This is a genomic window from Pseudomonas frederiksbergensis, from assembly GCF_003732275.1.
GTDB classification, from domain to species: domain Bacteria; phylum Pseudomonadota; class Gammaproteobacteria; order Pseudomonadales; family Pseudomonadaceae; genus Aquipseudomonas; species Aquipseudomonas frederiksbergensis_H.
The window spans coordinates 564,911-579,546 of record NZ_MOBM01000038.1 but is presented as its reverse complement, the minus strand read 5'-3'; the positions used below and the strand labels follow the sequence as shown (position 1 = coordinate 579,546).

General features: G+C 58.5%; 15 protein-coding genes. 9 read left to right on the top strand and 6 right to left on the bottom strand.

Translation table 11 applies throughout. The features are described from left to right. Positions 1-13 precede the first annotated feature (13 nt). Entirely contained in the window at positions 14-604 is a 591-nt protein-coding gene (locus BK662_RS21930) for a lecithin retinol acyltransferase family protein (RefSeq protein ID WP_123359939.1), read from the top strand. A gap of 105 nt (positions 605-709) precedes the next feature. Further along, positions 710-1,363 (top strand): response regulator transcription factor, encoded by a 654-nt coding sequence (locus tag BK662_RS21925; protein ID WP_123359808.1) that lies wholly within the window; start codon positions 710-712, stop codon positions 1,361-1,363. A 180-nt stretch (positions 1,364-1,543) separates the two neighbouring features. Here BK662_RS21925 and BK662_RS21920 read toward each other — a convergent pair whose 3' ends face one another. Both BK662_RS21920 and BK662_RS21915 read right to left on the bottom strand, forming a co-directional pair. After that, positions 1,544-2,056 (bottom strand): GrpB family protein, encoded by a 513-nt coding sequence (locus tag BK662_RS21920; protein ID WP_123359807.1) that lies wholly within the window; start codon positions 2,054-2,056, stop codon positions 1,544-1,546. A gap of 135 nt (positions 2,057-2,191) precedes the next feature. Next, on the bottom strand, positions 2,192-3,052 hold the full coding sequence (locus BK662_RS21915; protein ID WP_123359806.1) for a LysR family transcriptional regulator: 861 nt from the start codon (positions 3,050-3,052) through the stop codon (positions 2,192-2,194). A gap of 193 nt (positions 3,053-3,245) precedes the next feature. Here BK662_RS21915 and BK662_RS21910 point away from each other — a divergent pair, with 193 nt between their 5' ends. The 3 genes from BK662_RS21910 (at position 3,246) to BK662_RS21900 (ending at position 6,628) form a co-directional block, all read left to right on the top strand. Then, positions 3,246-4,829, top strand: a complete 1,584-nt coding sequence (locus tag BK662_RS21910) for an MFS transporter (protein ID WP_123359805.1) — start codon at positions 3,246-3,248, stop codon at positions 4,827-4,829. 78 nt (positions 4,830-4,907) lie between these two features. After that, positions 4,908-6,188, top strand: a complete 1,281-nt coding sequence (locus tag BK662_RS21905) for a peptidase MATCAP family protein (RefSeq protein ID WP_123359804.1) — start codon at positions 4,908-4,910, stop codon at positions 6,186-6,188. Positions 6,189-6,229: 41 nt separating this feature from the next. Beyond that, a complete protein-coding gene (locus BK662_RS21900; protein ID WP_123359803.1) occupies positions 6,230-6,628 on the top strand; it encodes a DUF1801 domain-containing protein in 399 nt (132 codons plus the stop codon). 104 nt (positions 6,629-6,732) lie between these two features. Here BK662_RS21900 and BK662_RS21895 read toward each other — a convergent pair whose 3' ends face one another. From BK662_RS21895 to BK662_RS21880, 4 genes are all read right to left on the bottom strand, one after another. Beyond that, the gene (locus BK662_RS21895) at positions 6,733-7,920 is read right to left on the bottom strand and encodes an MFS transporter (protein ID WP_123359802.1); all 1,188 of its coding nucleotides are present in this window, start codon (positions 7,918-7,920) and stop codon (positions 6,733-6,735) included. 61 nt (positions 7,921-7,981) lie between these two features. Beyond that, positions 7,982-8,680, bottom strand: a complete 699-nt coding sequence (locus BK662_RS21890; RefSeq protein ID WP_123359801.1) for a dienelactone hydrolase family protein — start codon at positions 8,678-8,680, stop codon at positions 7,982-7,984. Between the two features lie 47 nt (positions 8,681-8,727). Continuing rightward, positions 8,728-9,243, bottom strand: a complete 516-nt coding sequence (locus tag BK662_RS21885; protein ID WP_123359800.1) for an HvfX family Cu-binding RiPP maturation protein — start codon at positions 9,241-9,243, stop codon at positions 8,728-8,730. A gap of 137 nt (positions 9,244-9,380) precedes the next feature. Then, a complete protein-coding gene (locus BK662_RS21880; RefSeq protein WP_123359799.1) occupies positions 9,381-10,010 on the bottom strand; it encodes a ferric reductase-like transmembrane domain-containing protein in 630 nt (209 codons plus the stop codon). A 229-nt stretch (positions 10,011-10,239) separates the two neighbouring features. Between BK662_RS21880 and glsB the strand changes: the two genes are divergently transcribed. The 4 genes from glsB to BK662_RS21860 all read left to right on the top strand — a co-directional run bounded on the left by glsB (position 10,240) and on the right by BK662_RS21860 (position 14,571). Further along, entirely contained in the window at positions 10,240-11,148 is a 909-nt protein-coding gene (glsB, locus tag BK662_RS21875) for a glutaminase B (protein WP_052962965.1), read from the top strand. 88 nt (positions 11,149-11,236) lie between these two features. Continuing rightward, a complete protein-coding gene (locus BK662_RS21870; RefSeq protein ID WP_123359798.1) occupies positions 11,237-12,355 on the top strand; it encodes a DUF3616 domain-containing protein in 1,119 nt (372 codons plus the stop codon). Between the two features lie 83 nt (positions 12,356-12,438). Then, entirely contained in the window at positions 12,439-13,941 is a 1,503-nt protein-coding gene (locus BK662_RS21865) for an aldehyde dehydrogenase family protein (protein ID WP_123359797.1), read from the top strand. 279 nt (positions 13,942-14,220) lie between these two features. After that, entirely contained in the window at positions 14,221-14,571 is a 351-nt protein-coding gene (locus tag BK662_RS21860) for a BON domain-containing protein (protein ID WP_123359796.1), read from the top strand. Positions 14,572-14,636 lie beyond the last annotated feature (65 nt).

Sequence of the window (14,636 nt, the reverse complement as noted above, 5' to 3'; positions counted from 1 at the left end):
CGGAGAATTTGTCGTGAATACTCTAGCTATCAAGTTGATAAGTGGATTTTCATCGCTTCGATCAGCAATCGTTTTTTGTCTGACGATAATGGCAATAGACCTCGCTGGTTATTTGAAGGCGCTGATGCTCGAGCGCTGCAATGGTAGTAAGTCGCCAAGAAGATCCTTCATGTTTCCATTGGAGTTAGTGCATGTCGAAAAGGATGCAGTTAATTTGCCAATAGGTTCGCACCTGATTAGCCCGCGCAAATTTTATGTGCATCATGGCATATACCTTGGGTGTGGAGACGTCGCTCATTACTCTGGATTTAGCAGTTCACTCAAACCAGGTCCCATCGAAGTGACTGACCTTGAAAGCTTCGCACGTGGCAAGCCAGTCTGGTTGATACGGGAATCGTGTGAATATTCAAGCGATGAAATTGTCAGCCGTGCGCGCTCTAGAATGGGTGAAAGTCAATACAGGATTCTGTCCAATAACTGCGAGCATTTTTGCAACTGGTGCATTAGTGGGAGAAGTTGTAGTGTCCAGGTCAGGGCGTTTCTACATTGCCCACGTTATCTGCTTTCTTTTATTTCAGCGCTGGAGCTGTATTTTATTGCATGACTTTTCCCGGTCTTTCCGGGTAGTTGTAATCGTGCTTGTGCGCGCTAACGCAAAATAAAGTGTTGTGCTAGACTTTTTCCTTCAACCAACCAAAGAGGGCTGTGCATGAACGGAAATCCACCATCCAATGAGCAAGGCAGTAAAGGTTCTATGGTGTTCGTGGTGGATGACGATGCTTCCATGCGCGACGCATTAAGCAATCTTTTACGCTCTGCCGGTATACAAGTCGAGACGTTCGCATCCACTGCGGAGTTTCTTCAACAGCCAAAGACAGAGGGTGCAAGCTGTTTGATCCTTGATGTACGACTTCAAGGTAACAGTGGTCTTGAGTTTCAAAGCCAGTTAGCTAAATCCAATGCCAATATTCCGATTATTTTCATCACTGGGCATGGGGACATCGAAATGTCCGTCAAGGCGATGAAAGCCGGCGCGGTGGATTTTTTGGCAAAACCGTTCCGTGAACAGGACCTTCTGGATGCGGTGTCTGCCGCACTGCAGGCAGATGTCAAACGCCGGCAATTTGAGCAGCAGTTTTCAGATCTGCATGCCCACTATCAGACGCTGACAGTTCGTGAGAAAGAGGTAATGGCCCTTGCAGTCAAAGGTCTGATGAATAAACAGATTGCAGGGCAGATGAATCTGAGCGAGATCACCGTGAAAATTCACCGCGGGCATGCAATGAAAAAAATGCACGCAAAGTCGTTTGCTGATTTGGTTCGAATGGCAGAGTCATTAGGGGTGTCGAGATCGATCCCATAAGCCCTTCGATAAAGGTAATGCGGGTCATGTAGGCATGACTCCTCAGTCATGCCTACCTTTGTGGCGAGCGAGCTTGCTCGCGCTGGGCTGCGTAGCGGCCCCAAAAATCTGACAACCATTGCCGATTTTTTGTGAGTGCTACGCACTCAAGCGGGAGCAAGCTCCCTCGCCACAAGTTTCTCACTGACTCAAGACTCTCTTAAGTGAACAGCATTGCTCGATAAAGGGTGCTTTCCGTGCCAGGTATTCACCTATGCCCCCGGTGTTGCTTGCTTCCAGTTCAAGTTTCAAGTCTTGATACTGCTGGCGAATCACAGGGGCGTCCCTGAGCAGGTCACGAAAACGGAGCATTCTTTCGATTTGACCGTGGCCGGTGATACAAACGTGGGCCTTATGTGTTCGCACACCCTCAATATCGCGACGATAAAAATGGTGTCCCGCCGACAGATCGCTTCCCCGTGCGTAGCCTAATTCGCGCATGACATTGTCTCGGGAGGATTCGTTTCGATGCTCCGCAACCTCGACCAGGAGGTCGATCTCTGGCTTGGCTGCGAGCCCGGGAACGGCGGTACTTCCGACATGATGGATGGCAACAAGCTCAGTGCCAAACGCCTTCGCGATCTGCTCTTCGGCACTAACGAAGAACGCGGGCCATCTACTGTCGTAGGGGGAAATCTTGCTGGTTAGCGCCATGGTGTTTCTTCCTTGTATCCGCAGGCTTGGCAATATTGCGGCGATAGCCATTGCGTGTCCAACGTCCACAACCCAAACAGCTATTCGCAATCAACAGGGCGCTTACCCTGGAATGCCAATGGCAGTCAGCCTGTTCTAGATTGATGACGACTCAGACATCTCCACCAGCAGTTGCCCAAATGCATGGGCCGCAGGCGTCTTTCCTGTGACACTCCATATCAGTCGGAAATCAGCATCCAGCAGCGGTGGCAGGCCATGTTGACCGTCAATCACTACCATGCCGGGCTCTAGATCTCCCTGCGGTAGCGCGGTGACGGCAAGCCCCGCCAATACCGCCGCGCGCAGTCCTTGTTGACTTGGAGAGGTAAAGGCGACCCGCCAATCCACTGTGGAACTCGCCAGTGCCTCTACAGCCACTTGCCGGTGCATGCAGGGCGCTGGTGCAAACGCCAGCGGTAAAGGGGCGTCGTCGGCAGGGTCGAAACTCTGCGCCGCGGCCCAGACAAACCGGGTTTCGCGCAGCACGGTACCGCCGGCCTGACTGCCCGGCAATGCCATGACCACGGCCAGATCGAGCCCATCGGCATCGACCTGCGCGCGCAGATCGAGGTAAGTGCCGACGGTTACATCCAGACGTACTGCGGGAAATTGTCTGGCAAACCGAGTCAGTAACGGCGGCAGACCGTCGCCAATAAAGTTTTCTGGCACACCGAAGCGCACGGTCCCGGATACCGATGATGTTTCGAAACGCCGGGAGAGGGCGTCTTGCGCTCTGAGGACATGTTCGGCATGACGCAGAAAATCTTCGCCATCTTCTGTCAGCGTCAAACGTCGGGTGGTGCGCACCAGCAGGGTGGTGCCGGCCTGTTCTTCCAGACGCCGGATCTGATGACTGATCGCTGACTGGCTCAAGTGCAGGCGTTCTGCGGCACGAGTGAAACTTCCGGTCTCCTTGATCGCGACAAAAGCACGCAACAGAGCTGGGTCGAAGTCCATTTAGTCAACTCATGATGAATATTAATAAAACTTACGAAATTAAATCATTTCTGTCATTTTTTAATTACTTCCAGAATGCGGCCGGTCACTTGGAGTTATGTCTGGTGACGCTGGTGAGGCTATCGCGCCAACTTCCCTGAGGGGGGGCAGGGCCGTCTTGCCAGTGCCTATCAACTTGATCTGAAAGATCACGATGCAGTTCTCTTCTTCGCAAAAGGATGTTTTCACAATAGCCGCCGTTTGCTTGGCCTCGCTGATGTTCGGCCTGGAAATCTCGAGCGTGCCGGCAATCTTGCCCACACTTGAATCGGTTCTGCGCAGCGATTTCAAAGATATGCAGTGGATCATGAATGCCTACACCATCGCCTGCACCACGGTGCTGATGGCCACCGGCACACTGGCGGATCGGTATGGGCGCAAGCGAGTGTTTGTCATTAGCCTGCTGCTTTTCGGCATGACCTCTCTGAGCTGTGGATGGGCGCAAAGCACCAGCGTGTTGATCGCAAGCCGATTTCTGCAAGGCATGTCCGGTGGTGCCATGCTGATTTGTCAGGTGGCAGTACTGTCTCACCGATTCCAGTCGGGAGCTGCGCGCGGCAAAGCGTTCAGTGCCTGGGGGATCGTGTTCGGCATCGGTCTGGGGTTCGGTCCGATTATCGGCGCAGCTATCGTGGCGTTGTCGAGTTGGGAATGGGTGTTCCTGGTGCATGCGCCCATTGCCGTGCTTGCGCTGGTGCTGGTGCTCGTCGGTGTCGATGAGTCACGTGATCCGCAGCGCCGCAGGCTGGATGTGTTGGGCATTATTTCGTTATCGCTGGCGGTGTTGGGTCTTTCCTGGTTCATCACTCAGGGAGCGGGGCTGGGCTTCTCCAGTGGTTCGGCCATCGCCAGCCTGGTTGTAGCAATGGTCAGCTTCATTGTCTTTGTCATCGCACAGCGACGCTATGTCGATCCCATGTTCGACTTCTCTGTATTTCGCATCCGCCGTTTCTCGGGTGCCTTGCTAGGGTCGGCAGGCATGAACTTCAGCTTCTGGCCATTCATGATCTACCTGCCTCTGTACTTTCAAAATAGCCTGGGCTACGCCAGTGTCGGCACTGGTTTGGCACTGCTGGCGTATACGCTGCCGACGCTGGTTATCCCTCCGTTGGGCGAGCGGCTGGCGCTGCGCTATCGACCTGACGTGGTGATTCCCGCAGGCTTGTTCACCATAGGTCTGGGGTTCCTGCTGATGAAATGGGGCAGCAGTGTCACGCATGCCAGCTGGTTGACGATGCTTCCTGGCTGCCTGATCGCCGGGATCGGACTGGGGCTGACCAATACGCCTGTTACCAATACCACTACCGGATCGGTGCCCAGTGAACGTGCCGGCATGGCATCGGGCATCGATATCAGTGCTCGTATGATCAGCCTTGCAATCAATATCGCGCTGATGGGGTTCATCCTGGTGGAAGGCATCCTGTCTTCCCTGCGCGAGCAGTTATCTGGCTCCTCCGATGATGTGCAACTGAGGTTGCTGGCGGAGAACATTTCAGCCGGCAACTCCGCTGTGTTGGCGCAGACTGGCCAAGGCACTACGATTCCGGTCGATGTGGCCAACGCAGCGCTGGCCCATGGATTTGGCTGGGTGATGCTGTATGGCGGTATTGCGGCATGGGTGCTAGTGGCGGCGAGCTGCCTGGTCTTTCGTTCGAGCAAAGCCGTGCATTCTCAGTCAATCGCAACTGGGCCGTGCCGAGATGGCCAAGACCATGAATCCAGCGGAAAGCCTGGTTAAGACTCGACCTGTTGCAACGCCACGCTTCAACAACGACTAGACTTTTTGCACTGACCGTCGTCTCCCAAGGAGAGTTCTGTGAGCGCCGCTGCCCTGTCCGAACTCGATGCCGCTTTGCCCGGTTTGGCCCGCAAGATCCGCGTACTGGATGCCCTGGCCTGGCCGGATGGGGTCGAGGAAGTATTCCTGGCGCGTTGGCGCGCCGGGCATGCAGAACTGCCCAGGGTCGAACTGCGCCCGCGCGCGCACAGCGCGGACATCGCCGCCCTGGAAGCCTTTACCGACCGCTGCGATGAGGGGCATCCGGCCGGGCGCTACCTCGCCATGACGGCGCGCAGTTATGCCACGGCCGGGCGCATGCTGGGTGCCATTGGCACACCTGCTTTCACTCAGTATTCGTCAGCGTTGTACCGGCGCCCGGACTTCTATTACCCGAGCCAGAAACTGAGCATGCTGGACGCGGCCCAATTCTTTCTCAAGACCACCGATGCCCTGCTGGGCGGTGCCCGGATTCCACCGAGCCCGGCGGAGATTCCGGCTGAGGCCTTCGCTGCCTGGATGCAGCCGGAACTGGATGGCTTCTTCGGCCCGGGCCGGATCACGGTCGTGCTTGATCCCACTCTGGCCGCCAAGGCCATCGCCGGGTCGAGCCGCATCCGTCTGCGTGCCAGCGCCCTGTTTTCGGAGCTGGACAAGAGCCAGTTATTGCAGCATGAGGCTTTCGTGCATGTCGCCACGGCACAAAACGGCGCGCTCCAACCCAACCTGAAAAGCCTGGGTCTGGGGGCGCCACGCACCACCCAGACTCAGGAGGGCATTGCCACCCTGGCCGAGCTGTTCACCGGCAGCATGGACATCAACCGCCTGCGCCGCCTCGCCCTGCGCGTGCTTGCAGTCCAGCAGGCGCTGGATGGCGCCGATTTCATCCAGGTATTCGAAGGTTTTCTCGCGGCCGGCCAGTCGCAAGAGGAGTCCTTCCGCTCGACACAGCGGGTTTTTCGCGGCGCCGACCTGCGCGGTGGTTCGGCGTTCACCAAGGATGCCGCCTACCTGACCGGTTTGCTCGGCGTCCATACCCTGCTGCGTATCGCGATCCGCGACAACCGGCCAGAACTGGTGGGTCATCTGTTTGCCGGGCGCCTCAGCCTGGGGGATACCGTTCGTTTGGCTCCGCTCTTCGAGTCCGGCTGGCTCCAGGGGCCGGTTCATGTCCCGGCCTGGGCCGCCGATCTGCGTCGGCTCGCCGCCAATCTTGCCTTCTCGGCCTTTATCGCCCAGATCAAGCTGGATGTGCTCGATCTGGAGGTGCTCATGGCCTTCGCGGACGAGCATGAAGCCGATGCCAGCGCTTTGGCTTGAAGCTAAGGCGTTGATAACCCCTCATAGGAGTGACAACCATCATGAAGAAGATCGACACAAAGGAAGACGAGGAGGGAGGCTCTGCCTCTGAGCTGATTGAGGCGAAAATCCAGGCGCTGAGTGACTGGCGGGGTGAGACGCTCGCTCGGGTTCGGGCGCTTATCAAGCAGGCAGACCCCGACGTGGTCGAGGAGTTGAAGTGGAGAGGGGTTCCGGTGTGGTCGCATGCCGGCATCATCTGCACCGGTGAGACGTACAAGAATGCCGTGAAGATGACCTTCGCCAAGGGTGCCTCGCTGGAGGATCCTTCAGGTCTGTTCAACGCCAGCCTCGACGGCAACACCCGACGTGCCATCGATATTCATGAGGGCGAGAGAATTGATGAGCAAGCGTTGAAGGCGCTGATCCGCGCAGCGGTGGCGCTTAACACGTCAGTGTGAACGGCTGACCGCACTATTAACAGGTTTGGCGCTCATGTTGGTTGGCTCAATCCTGGCAGTCGCCAATGGATAGTTCAGGCGATCGTGTTCGCAGTTGCGGTGGGCTAAGGCTTTCGAAACAGTAGCAACAGCAGCGCCGCCGCCGCCAGCACCGCCCCGACGATGAAGGTGCTGGCCGAGCCTGAGGTCTCCCACAGCGCGCCGGCGAGCACACTGGCGATCAACAGGCACACGCCGCTGCTCAGATTGAACAGACCGAATGCCGTGCCCCTGAGATGTTCGGGCGCGGTGTCGGCGATCAGCGTTGCGAGAATTCCTTGGCTGAAGCCCATGTGCAGGCCCCACAGGGCCACGCCCGCCAGCATGGTCATGATCGAATCCGCTTGTGCCAATAACAGGTCTGCCAGGATCAACAGGACTATGCCGATACACAGTATTTTGGTGCGGCTGATCCGGTCGGACAACCAGCCGGCAGGGTAGGCGGACACGGCATAGAGCAGCGACATGACCACCATCACCATCGGCACCCAGGTTGCCGTCAGGCCTGTTTGTTGCGCCTTCAATACCAGAAAGGCTTCGCTGAAACGGGCCAACGTGAAGAGGCCGCCGACGACCACCACCCACCAGTAACCACGGGAAAAATCCCGCAGAACCTTCCAGTGGATAGGTGAGCGAAAGGTGTGTTCGCCAGCGGCAGCGGTCGGTTCTTTTACCCCGCCGACAATCAGCGCCACCGATATCACCGCCGGGATCACCGCGAACCACAACACCAGATGGATCTGCCCGAGCCAAAGCATCAGCACGATGGCCAGAATCGGACCCAGAATGGCGCCCACGGTGTCCATCGACTGGCGCAAGCCGAAGCAGGCGCCACGGATTTCGGCGGGCGCGATATCGGCAACCAGCGCATCTCGCGGCGCGCCACGAATACCTTTGCCGATGCGATCCAGAAAACGCGCGGTGAACACCACATCCACCGAGTGCGCGAGGGGAAAGAGCGGCTTCGTCAAGGCGGCCAGACCGTAGCCCATCAACAGCAGGCCTTTGCGCCGGCCGATGAAGTCGCTGATGGCGCCGGAGAAGATCTTGGTCAGCATCGCAGTCGCCTCGGCGATGCCCTCGATCACCCCAACGGTCAACGCGCTGGCGCCCAGGGTTGTGACCAGAAACACCGGCAGCAGGCTGTGTACCAGTTCTGAAGACAGGTCCATGAACAGGCTGACAAAACCCAGGGCCCAGACCGTGGAGGGAATGCGCAGTGAGGCCGATCTGGGTTTTGAGAGGTTGTCCATGCTGGTTTCCGGGATTGAATGCTCACCGATTGTTTATGTCGCCAACCCCAGCGATCAGGCCTTAAAGGTTCTGACTCAAAAAGAGCAACGTATTGCCATGTGCCTCGACCGCCGCCCGCTGGTTGTAGCTGTCACGGTGTGAGCAGTTGAAGCCATGTTCGGCTCCCGGATAAACCTCGATATCGACGTCGTCATTGAACTCGAAACGCTCGGCGATTTGCTTCACGGCGTCGATGGGGATGTGGCTGTCCTGTTCACCGAAGTGCATCAGCATCGGCACCTTGATTTCACCGGCCCGATCCAGTTGGTTCTGAATGCCGCCGCCGTAGTAGGCGATCGCCACGTCGACGAAACCGTTGGCCGCGGTGTTGTACGACAGCATGCCGCCGAAGCAGAAACCGATCGACGCGATTCTGCCGTCCAGCCCCGGCTGCGCTTTCAGGGCGTCGATGGCCAGTTTGATGTCGGCCTGGGCCTTGGTGGTGTCGGTGGCGTTCATCAGCTCGACGGCGCGTTTCCAGCCGGCTTCGTCGTAACCCAGTTCGATACGGTGGCCGTTGCGCCAGAACAGATCCGGCGCGATGACCAGGTAGCCGTCGGCGGCGTATTGCTCGGCGACCGAGCGGATGTGCTCGTTGACGCCGAAGATTTCCTGAATCAGCACAATCCCCGGACCTTTAAGGGTGTGGGGAATGGCCAGGTAAGCGCCGAATGTGCCTTCGGCGCTGGTGATCTCGATCCATTGGGTGGTCACGCTCATGATGGCTCCTTTACATAAGTTGGGTGGGTTATCGAGACGCTGGCGTATCAGCGGAGACTGCGCCGCCAGAAGTATCGAGCCAACAGCGCGTCCACGCTGAGTTTGCCGGCCCCCGAGAGCAACAACGGCATGAGGGCTGCGAGGTAGATCAGCGGCAGTTTGAAGTTGCCATGGCCTTTATTGCTGATGGCATAACCCTGGGCAAGTTCACTCAATGTAGACCAATCGGCCGGCCAGTGAACGGCAGCGGTCGCAACGATCGTGACCACGGTCAGAATAACCGCCGAAACCCGCGTTCCCAGACCCACCAGCAAGGCGAGGGCGCAGATCAGTTCGGCCCACATCGACAGTTCCCAGTTCAGCGTGGCCGGCACGTGGTTGAAGGGAAACGGGAAGCTGCTCTGGATGTCGGCGAACCAGTTCTGGCCGTTCCATTTTTCCAGGCCTGACTCGAAAAACTCCCAGGCCAGAAACACCCGCAAGGTCAGGGGCGCGATCCAGCTGCCGGCGCGGTCGAGGTTCAGGTGCAGGCCTTTGATGGCCGACGAGAGAGAGGTGTTCATGGGCTTGAGCTCCAGGGATTTATTGTGGGAGCGAGCCTGCTCGCGATAGCTGGCTGACAGTCAACATTGATATCGACTGTTGTGGCCTCTTCGCGAGCAGGCTCGCTCCCACAGGGGATTGTGGTGTTCCAGGGATTTCACTCGGCCAATAGCGCACTCCTGGCCGACCGTTTGTACTTCAACGCAATCTTGCCCAGCAGCCGAATGACGATCGCCGAAAACATCAAACCGAACGGCAGGACGTACCAGGCACTCATGGGGATGCGTTTGAAGTTGGAATAGGTGAACACCGCTGCGAGTACCCACATGCCGCTGAGGTGCAGGGCTTTCCAGGGTTTGGGGCCGATCAGCCGCGCCGTGGTTTTGAACGAGGTCAGCGCCATCAACAGGATGAACAGATAACCAACCGAGCCCGGAATGTTGCCGACCGTGGTGCGGCTGGGCCAGAACTCGGGATTCAGTTGGCCGTAGCTGTAGATCAGGACGGCGTGGACCAGATGGGAAAATGCAAAGGCCAGGCCGATGAAGCGTCGCTCGCGCACCAACGATCGGGTGAAAGGCGAGGGCACCAGCACGGCCAAAGCGGACGCAGTAAACGCAGCGAGAAACAGTGCAAACGAAGTGCGTGCCGTGGCGCGAATGGCGCTGCGGGTGGCTTCCACCAGGTCCGGGTTCAGCAACAGAATCAGGCCGGTCATCAACAGCACCAGCAAGGACAGCAGGCCAAACAGCGACCAGCCGTGGTAACGGGGAACTTGGGTCAGCATGACAACACTCCTGAGCAAGGGCCGACCTGGTTTTGCCGGTGGTCAGCGGACAGCAGGAGTTTTTCAACCCGGTGTGTGGGGGGTATGTCCGAAAGGTCGCCCGGTGCAAGTTCATGTATCCGGGGCCGCGACAGATACATTCCCATACAAAACTGTGATTCAGCACCGACCAGCAGCGTCTAGCGACAGTGTCCCCGCAATCCTATGGGGCGAGACTTCGGAACCCGGCATGCAAGCGCTGTTGAACGAGATCCTTGACGCAGTCCGACCGTTGATCGGTCAGGGCAAAGTGGCTGACTACATTCCCGCCCTCGGCACCGTGCCGTCCAATCAGTTGGGCATTGCCGTGTATGGCAATGACGGCGAGTTGTTTTGTGCCGGAGACGCCGACACGCCGTTCTCGGTGCAGAGTATCTCCAAGGTATTCAGCCTGGTGCAGGCCATCGACCATTCCGGCGAAGCGATTTGGGAGCGCCTTGGCCACGAGCCTTCCGGTCAGCCGTTCAACTCGCTGGTGCAGCTTGAATTCGAGCGCGGGCGCCCGCGCAATCCTTTCATCAACGCCGGTGCGCTGGTGATCTGCGACATCAACCAGTCACGTTTTGCCGCGCCGGCGTTGTCGATGCGCGATTTTGTCCGGCGTTTGTCTGGTAACCCGAATGTCATGGTGGACGGCAAAGTCGCCGAGTCGGAATATCAGCACCGCGCGCGCAACGCGGCCATGGCTTATCTGATGCAGTCGTTCGGCAACTTTCATAACGACGTCGAAGCCGTGCTGCGCAGCTACTTCAGCCATTGCGCGCTGCGCATGAGTTGCGTGGATCTGGCCCGCACGTTCTGCTTTCTGGCCAACGACGGTTTCTGCAAACACAGCGGCGCCCAGATCCTCAGCGCCCGCCAGACCCAGCAAGTCAACTCGATCATGGCCACCAGCGGGTTGTACGACGAAGCGGGCAACTTTGCCTATCGCGTCGGCCTGCCAGGCAAGAGCGGTGTGGGTGGCGGGATTGTCGCAGTAGTGCCGGGGCAATTCACGGTGTGCGTCTGGTCTCCGGAATTGAACGCTGCCGGCAACTCCCTCGCTGGCATGGCCGCGCTGGAATTGTTGAGTCAGCGGATTGGCTGGTCGGTGTTCTGATGACCAGTCTTGACTAGCGCCCGATGACCGCTACCGTGAAGCAGGCATTCTTTGACTCACCCGAACGGGTGAAGGAGCGGGTGACTTCATGGTGAAATTCGGTTCCGCGCTTCTAGTCTTCAATGACCCGGGCGCTCATTTGCGCAAAGGGTTGTCTGCCGTGGTCCAGATAGGCAATACCCTGTGGGTCGCCAATGATGAATCCTTGAGCCTGGAGCGCCTCACCCTGCGTGAGCCTGCCGGTGCGGGCGAATTTCTGTTTGACCAGCACAAACAGTTCTCGTTGGCGTCCCTGTTAGCCCTGCCGGTCATCCCGACGATTGGCAAAGAATTCGTTGAAGCAGACCTGGAAGGCATGAGCTACGACCGCGACACGGGGTATCTCTGGGTTGTGGGGTCTCACAGCCTGAAACGGAAACAACCCGACAACAGCAAGTCCCTGAAGAAAAACGCCGAGCGTCTGGCAACCGTCAGCAGCGATGGCAATCGTTTTCTCCTGGCCCGGATTCCGGTGGTCGAAGAAAACGGGACGTTCACTTTGGTGAAGAGTACCGCCGGCGATGATCGAGTTGCCGCCCAATTGGCCGGCAATCAACTGGGTAACGAATTGCTCGATGAGCTCAAGGACGACGAGCATGTGGGGGCATTTCTGCACATTCCCGGCAAGGACAACGGGTTCGATACCGAAGGCCTCGAGATCAACGGCAAGCGTGTTTTTATCGGGTTGCGAGGGCCGGTGTTGCGGGGCTGGACCATTGTTCTGGAGGTCGAACCCGAAGACCATCCAGATGCTGCTCACACACTGACGCTGAAAAAAATCGGGCCCAAGGGGCGCAAATATCGAAAGCATTTTCTCCAGCTGGATGGACTCGGCGTCAGGGACTTATGCATCGATGGTGACGACATGTTGATCCTGGCCGGGCCGACGATGAACCTCGACGGGCCTGTCAGCTTATTTCGATGGCACGACGGCGCCAGGCCAACAGACGAAAGTTTTGTCTTCAGCGAACAATTGACGCCGGTCCTGGAGGTTCCTTACGGACAAGGAGAGGATAAAGGCTGCGATCATGCCGAAGGACTGACCTTTGTCAGCACCGCGGGCGTAGAAGAGCCCTTGCTGCTGGTGGTCTATGACGCGAATGCCGGGTGGCGCAAACAGGGGAGCAATCGCCTGGAGCAAGATGTATTTCGACTTGCGAAAAAGTAACCGCCACCACGCCCCAGGGAATGACGCTCCACGGATTTTCCTATACATTTTCTGGCCGCTCTCCTGCATGGTGAAACCGTTTCATGTCTCTTGCGCTCGAACGTCTAGTCGCTGGCACGCCAATCCCTTTTGCCGGTAATCGTGTCACTGTCGTCAGCCCCGAACTGGCGGCGCGCTTTCAGCCCGGCGACCATCTGCTGGTGGAGCAGGTCAGCGGCGAATTGTTGCTGATCCCGGTAGCGGACCAGCAAGCGGCGGCGGTCGCCATCGAGCGCGCAGAAGCGGCTTTTGCTGCGATGTCCGGTGTCTCGGATCACGCCATCAGCGAGTTCTTCGATCACTTTGCTCAACGTCTGGAAACCCCGGAATGCTGGGCCTTGATTGCGGCTGCCAACCTGGCCGACATCGAGCGGGCCAAGGCGCGCGGGCGCTCCACCACGCGGTTGCTCGCCGATGAACGCATGCGCGGCGACATGATCGCCGGCCTGCGCGCCTGGCGCGATGCACCGGCCACCCGTGGCAAGGTCGTGAGTTGTGTCGAGCATGACGGCTGGAAAGTCGAGCAAGTGGTGTCGCCGCTGGGCATCGTCGCGTTCGTGTTCGAAGGCCGGCCAAATGTCTTTGCCGACGCCGCCGGGGTATTGCGCACCGGTAACACCGCGGTGCTGCGCATTGGCAGCGATGCGCTGGGCACCGCCCAGGCCATCGTCACCCATGCATTGAATCCTGCATTGGCTGATGCCGGATTGCCGACCGGAGCAGTTTCGCTGGTGGAAAGCGTCAATCACGCCGCCGGTTGGGCGATGTTCGCCGATAGGCGCTTGTCGCTAGCTGTGGCCCGCGGGTCGGGGCGTGCGGTCAGTCAGTTGGGCAGCATCGCGCAACAGGCCGGCACCGCGGTCAGCCTGCACGGCACCGGTGGCGCGTGGCTGATCGCCGACAAGGACGCCGATGCCCAGCGCTTTGCCGCTGTGGTGCGCAACTCGCTGGACCGCAAAGTCTGCAACACCCTGAACGTTTGCCTGATCCACCGCGACCGCGCCGCCGAGCTGGTGCCGCTGTTTCTCGACGCCCTGCAACAGGCCGGCACCGCTCGGGGCCAGGGCTGCAAGTTGCATATCGTCGAGGGTAGCGAGCAGCATTTGCCAACTGATTGGCAAACCGCGAGCGTCGAGGTGTACCGCGCCGAAGGCTATCAGACCGAAGCGTTGGCCGAACCGCTGCCCGAGGATCAATTGGGCCGCGAGTGGGAATGGGAAGAAACCCCGGAAGTCAGCCTGAAGATCGTCGACGACCTGGACCAGGCCATCGCTTTGTTCAACCGCTACAGCCCGCAATTCACCGTGTCGCTGATCAGTGAAGATGCCCCGGCGCAGGAGCGTTTCTACAACGCGGTCAACGCGCCTTTTGTCGGCAACGGGATTACCCGCTGGGTCGACGGGCAGTACGCGCTGAACAAGCCGGAACTGGGGCTTTCGAACTGGGAGAGTGGGCGCCTGTTTGCGCGCAGCGCGATTCTCTCGGGGGATGGCGTGTTCACCATCCGTAGCCGCATGACGCAGACGGATCTGTCGGTCAAACGCTGAAACGGCACTCCAGAACAGCCGGCATCGGTAGTTAAGGGCTTGAACACCGCAGTCCTGTGGGAGCGAGCCTGCTCGCGATAGCGGCGGGTCAGGCAACATTGATGCTGAAGGTGCCCCCGTCATCGCGAGCAGGCTCGCTCCCACAAGTTTGCGCGGCTTAACTTACCGGCATCAGGGACAGCCCCCCGACTGCAGGCAACGGCCGCACTATAATTAATGTGTGTCCGTGTCTGCGGTGGGGCGGGCGGCGCATCTGATTACGTGAGGGAGGGTTGCGCCATGAAACTTCATTCCTTTCAACATTACTCTCATGATCTGGAATCGGTCGTTCACGACGCGTGGATTACCACCAGGGTGAAGTCGGCCCTGGCATTGGCCGACTCAACCCTTGGCCTGCATGTCCATGTCAAAACCCATGCGGGCAGGGTGGCATTGAGCGGCCGCGTCAACACTCACAGGCAGTGTGAGCATGCTGTTGCTCTGGCCCGTTCGGTTCACGGTGTTGTCGACATCGACGCCAGCGAATTGCTCACTCACGTGTTCACGCCGGGCAGTTTTCCAGAAGCGCCCAACGCCGAAGAGTCCTCCGAGCGTCGGTCACAATCGTCTACAAAGATGGACGATAAATGACAGTGGCGATCTTGTGAGTGTCACATTCCCGGTCGGCGGGTGTAGTCGCGCGCGTGCCCATTTTG

Coding starts and splice junctions, on each gene's coding strand:
- BK662_RS21925 (WP_123359808.1), top strand. CDS start 710: ATGAACGGAAATCCACCATCCAATGAGCAAGGCAGTAAAGGTTCTATG.
- BK662_RS21920 (WP_123359807.1), bottom strand. CDS start 2,056: ATGGCGCTAACCAGCAAGATTTCCCCCTACGACAGTAGATGGCCCGCG.
- BK662_RS21915 (WP_123359806.1), bottom strand. CDS start 3,052: ATGGACTTCGACCCAGCTCTGTTGCGTGCTTTTGTCGCGATCAAGGAG.
- BK662_RS21910 (WP_123359805.1), top strand. CDS start 3,246: ATGCAGTTCTCTTCTTCGCAAAAGGATGTTTTCACAATAGCCGCCGTT.
- BK662_RS21900 (WP_123359803.1), top strand. CDS start 6,230: ATGAAGAAGATCGACACAAAGGAAGACGAGGAGGGAGGCTCTGCCTCT.
- BK662_RS21895 (WP_123359802.1), bottom strand. CDS start 7,920: ATGGACAACCTCTCAAAACCCAGATCGGCCTCACTGCGCATTCCCTCC.
- BK662_RS21890 (WP_123359801.1), bottom strand. CDS start 8,680: ATGAGCGTGACCACCCAATGGATCGAGATCACCAGCGCCGAAGGCACA.
- BK662_RS21885 (WP_123359800.1), bottom strand. CDS start 9,243: ATGAACACCTCTCTCTCGTCGGCCATCAAAGGCCTGCACCTGAACCTC.
- BK662_RS21880 (WP_123359799.1), bottom strand. CDS start 10,010: ATGCTGACCCAAGTTCCCCGTTACCACGGCTGGTCGCTGTTTGGCCTG.
- glsB (WP_052962965.1), top strand. CDS start 10,240: ATGCAAGCGCTGTTGAACGAGATCCTTGACGCAGTCCGACCGTTGATC.
- BK662_RS21870 (WP_123359798.1), top strand. CDS start 11,237: ATGGTGAAATTCGGTTCCGCGCTTCTAGTCTTCAATGACCCGGGCGCT.
- BK662_RS21865 (WP_123359797.1), top strand. CDS start 12,439: ATGTCTCTTGCGCTCGAACGTCTAGTCGCTGGCACGCCAATCCCTTTT.
- BK662_RS21860 (WP_123359796.1), top strand. CDS start 14,221: ATGAAACTTCATTCCTTTCAACATTACTCTCATGATCTGGAATCGGTC.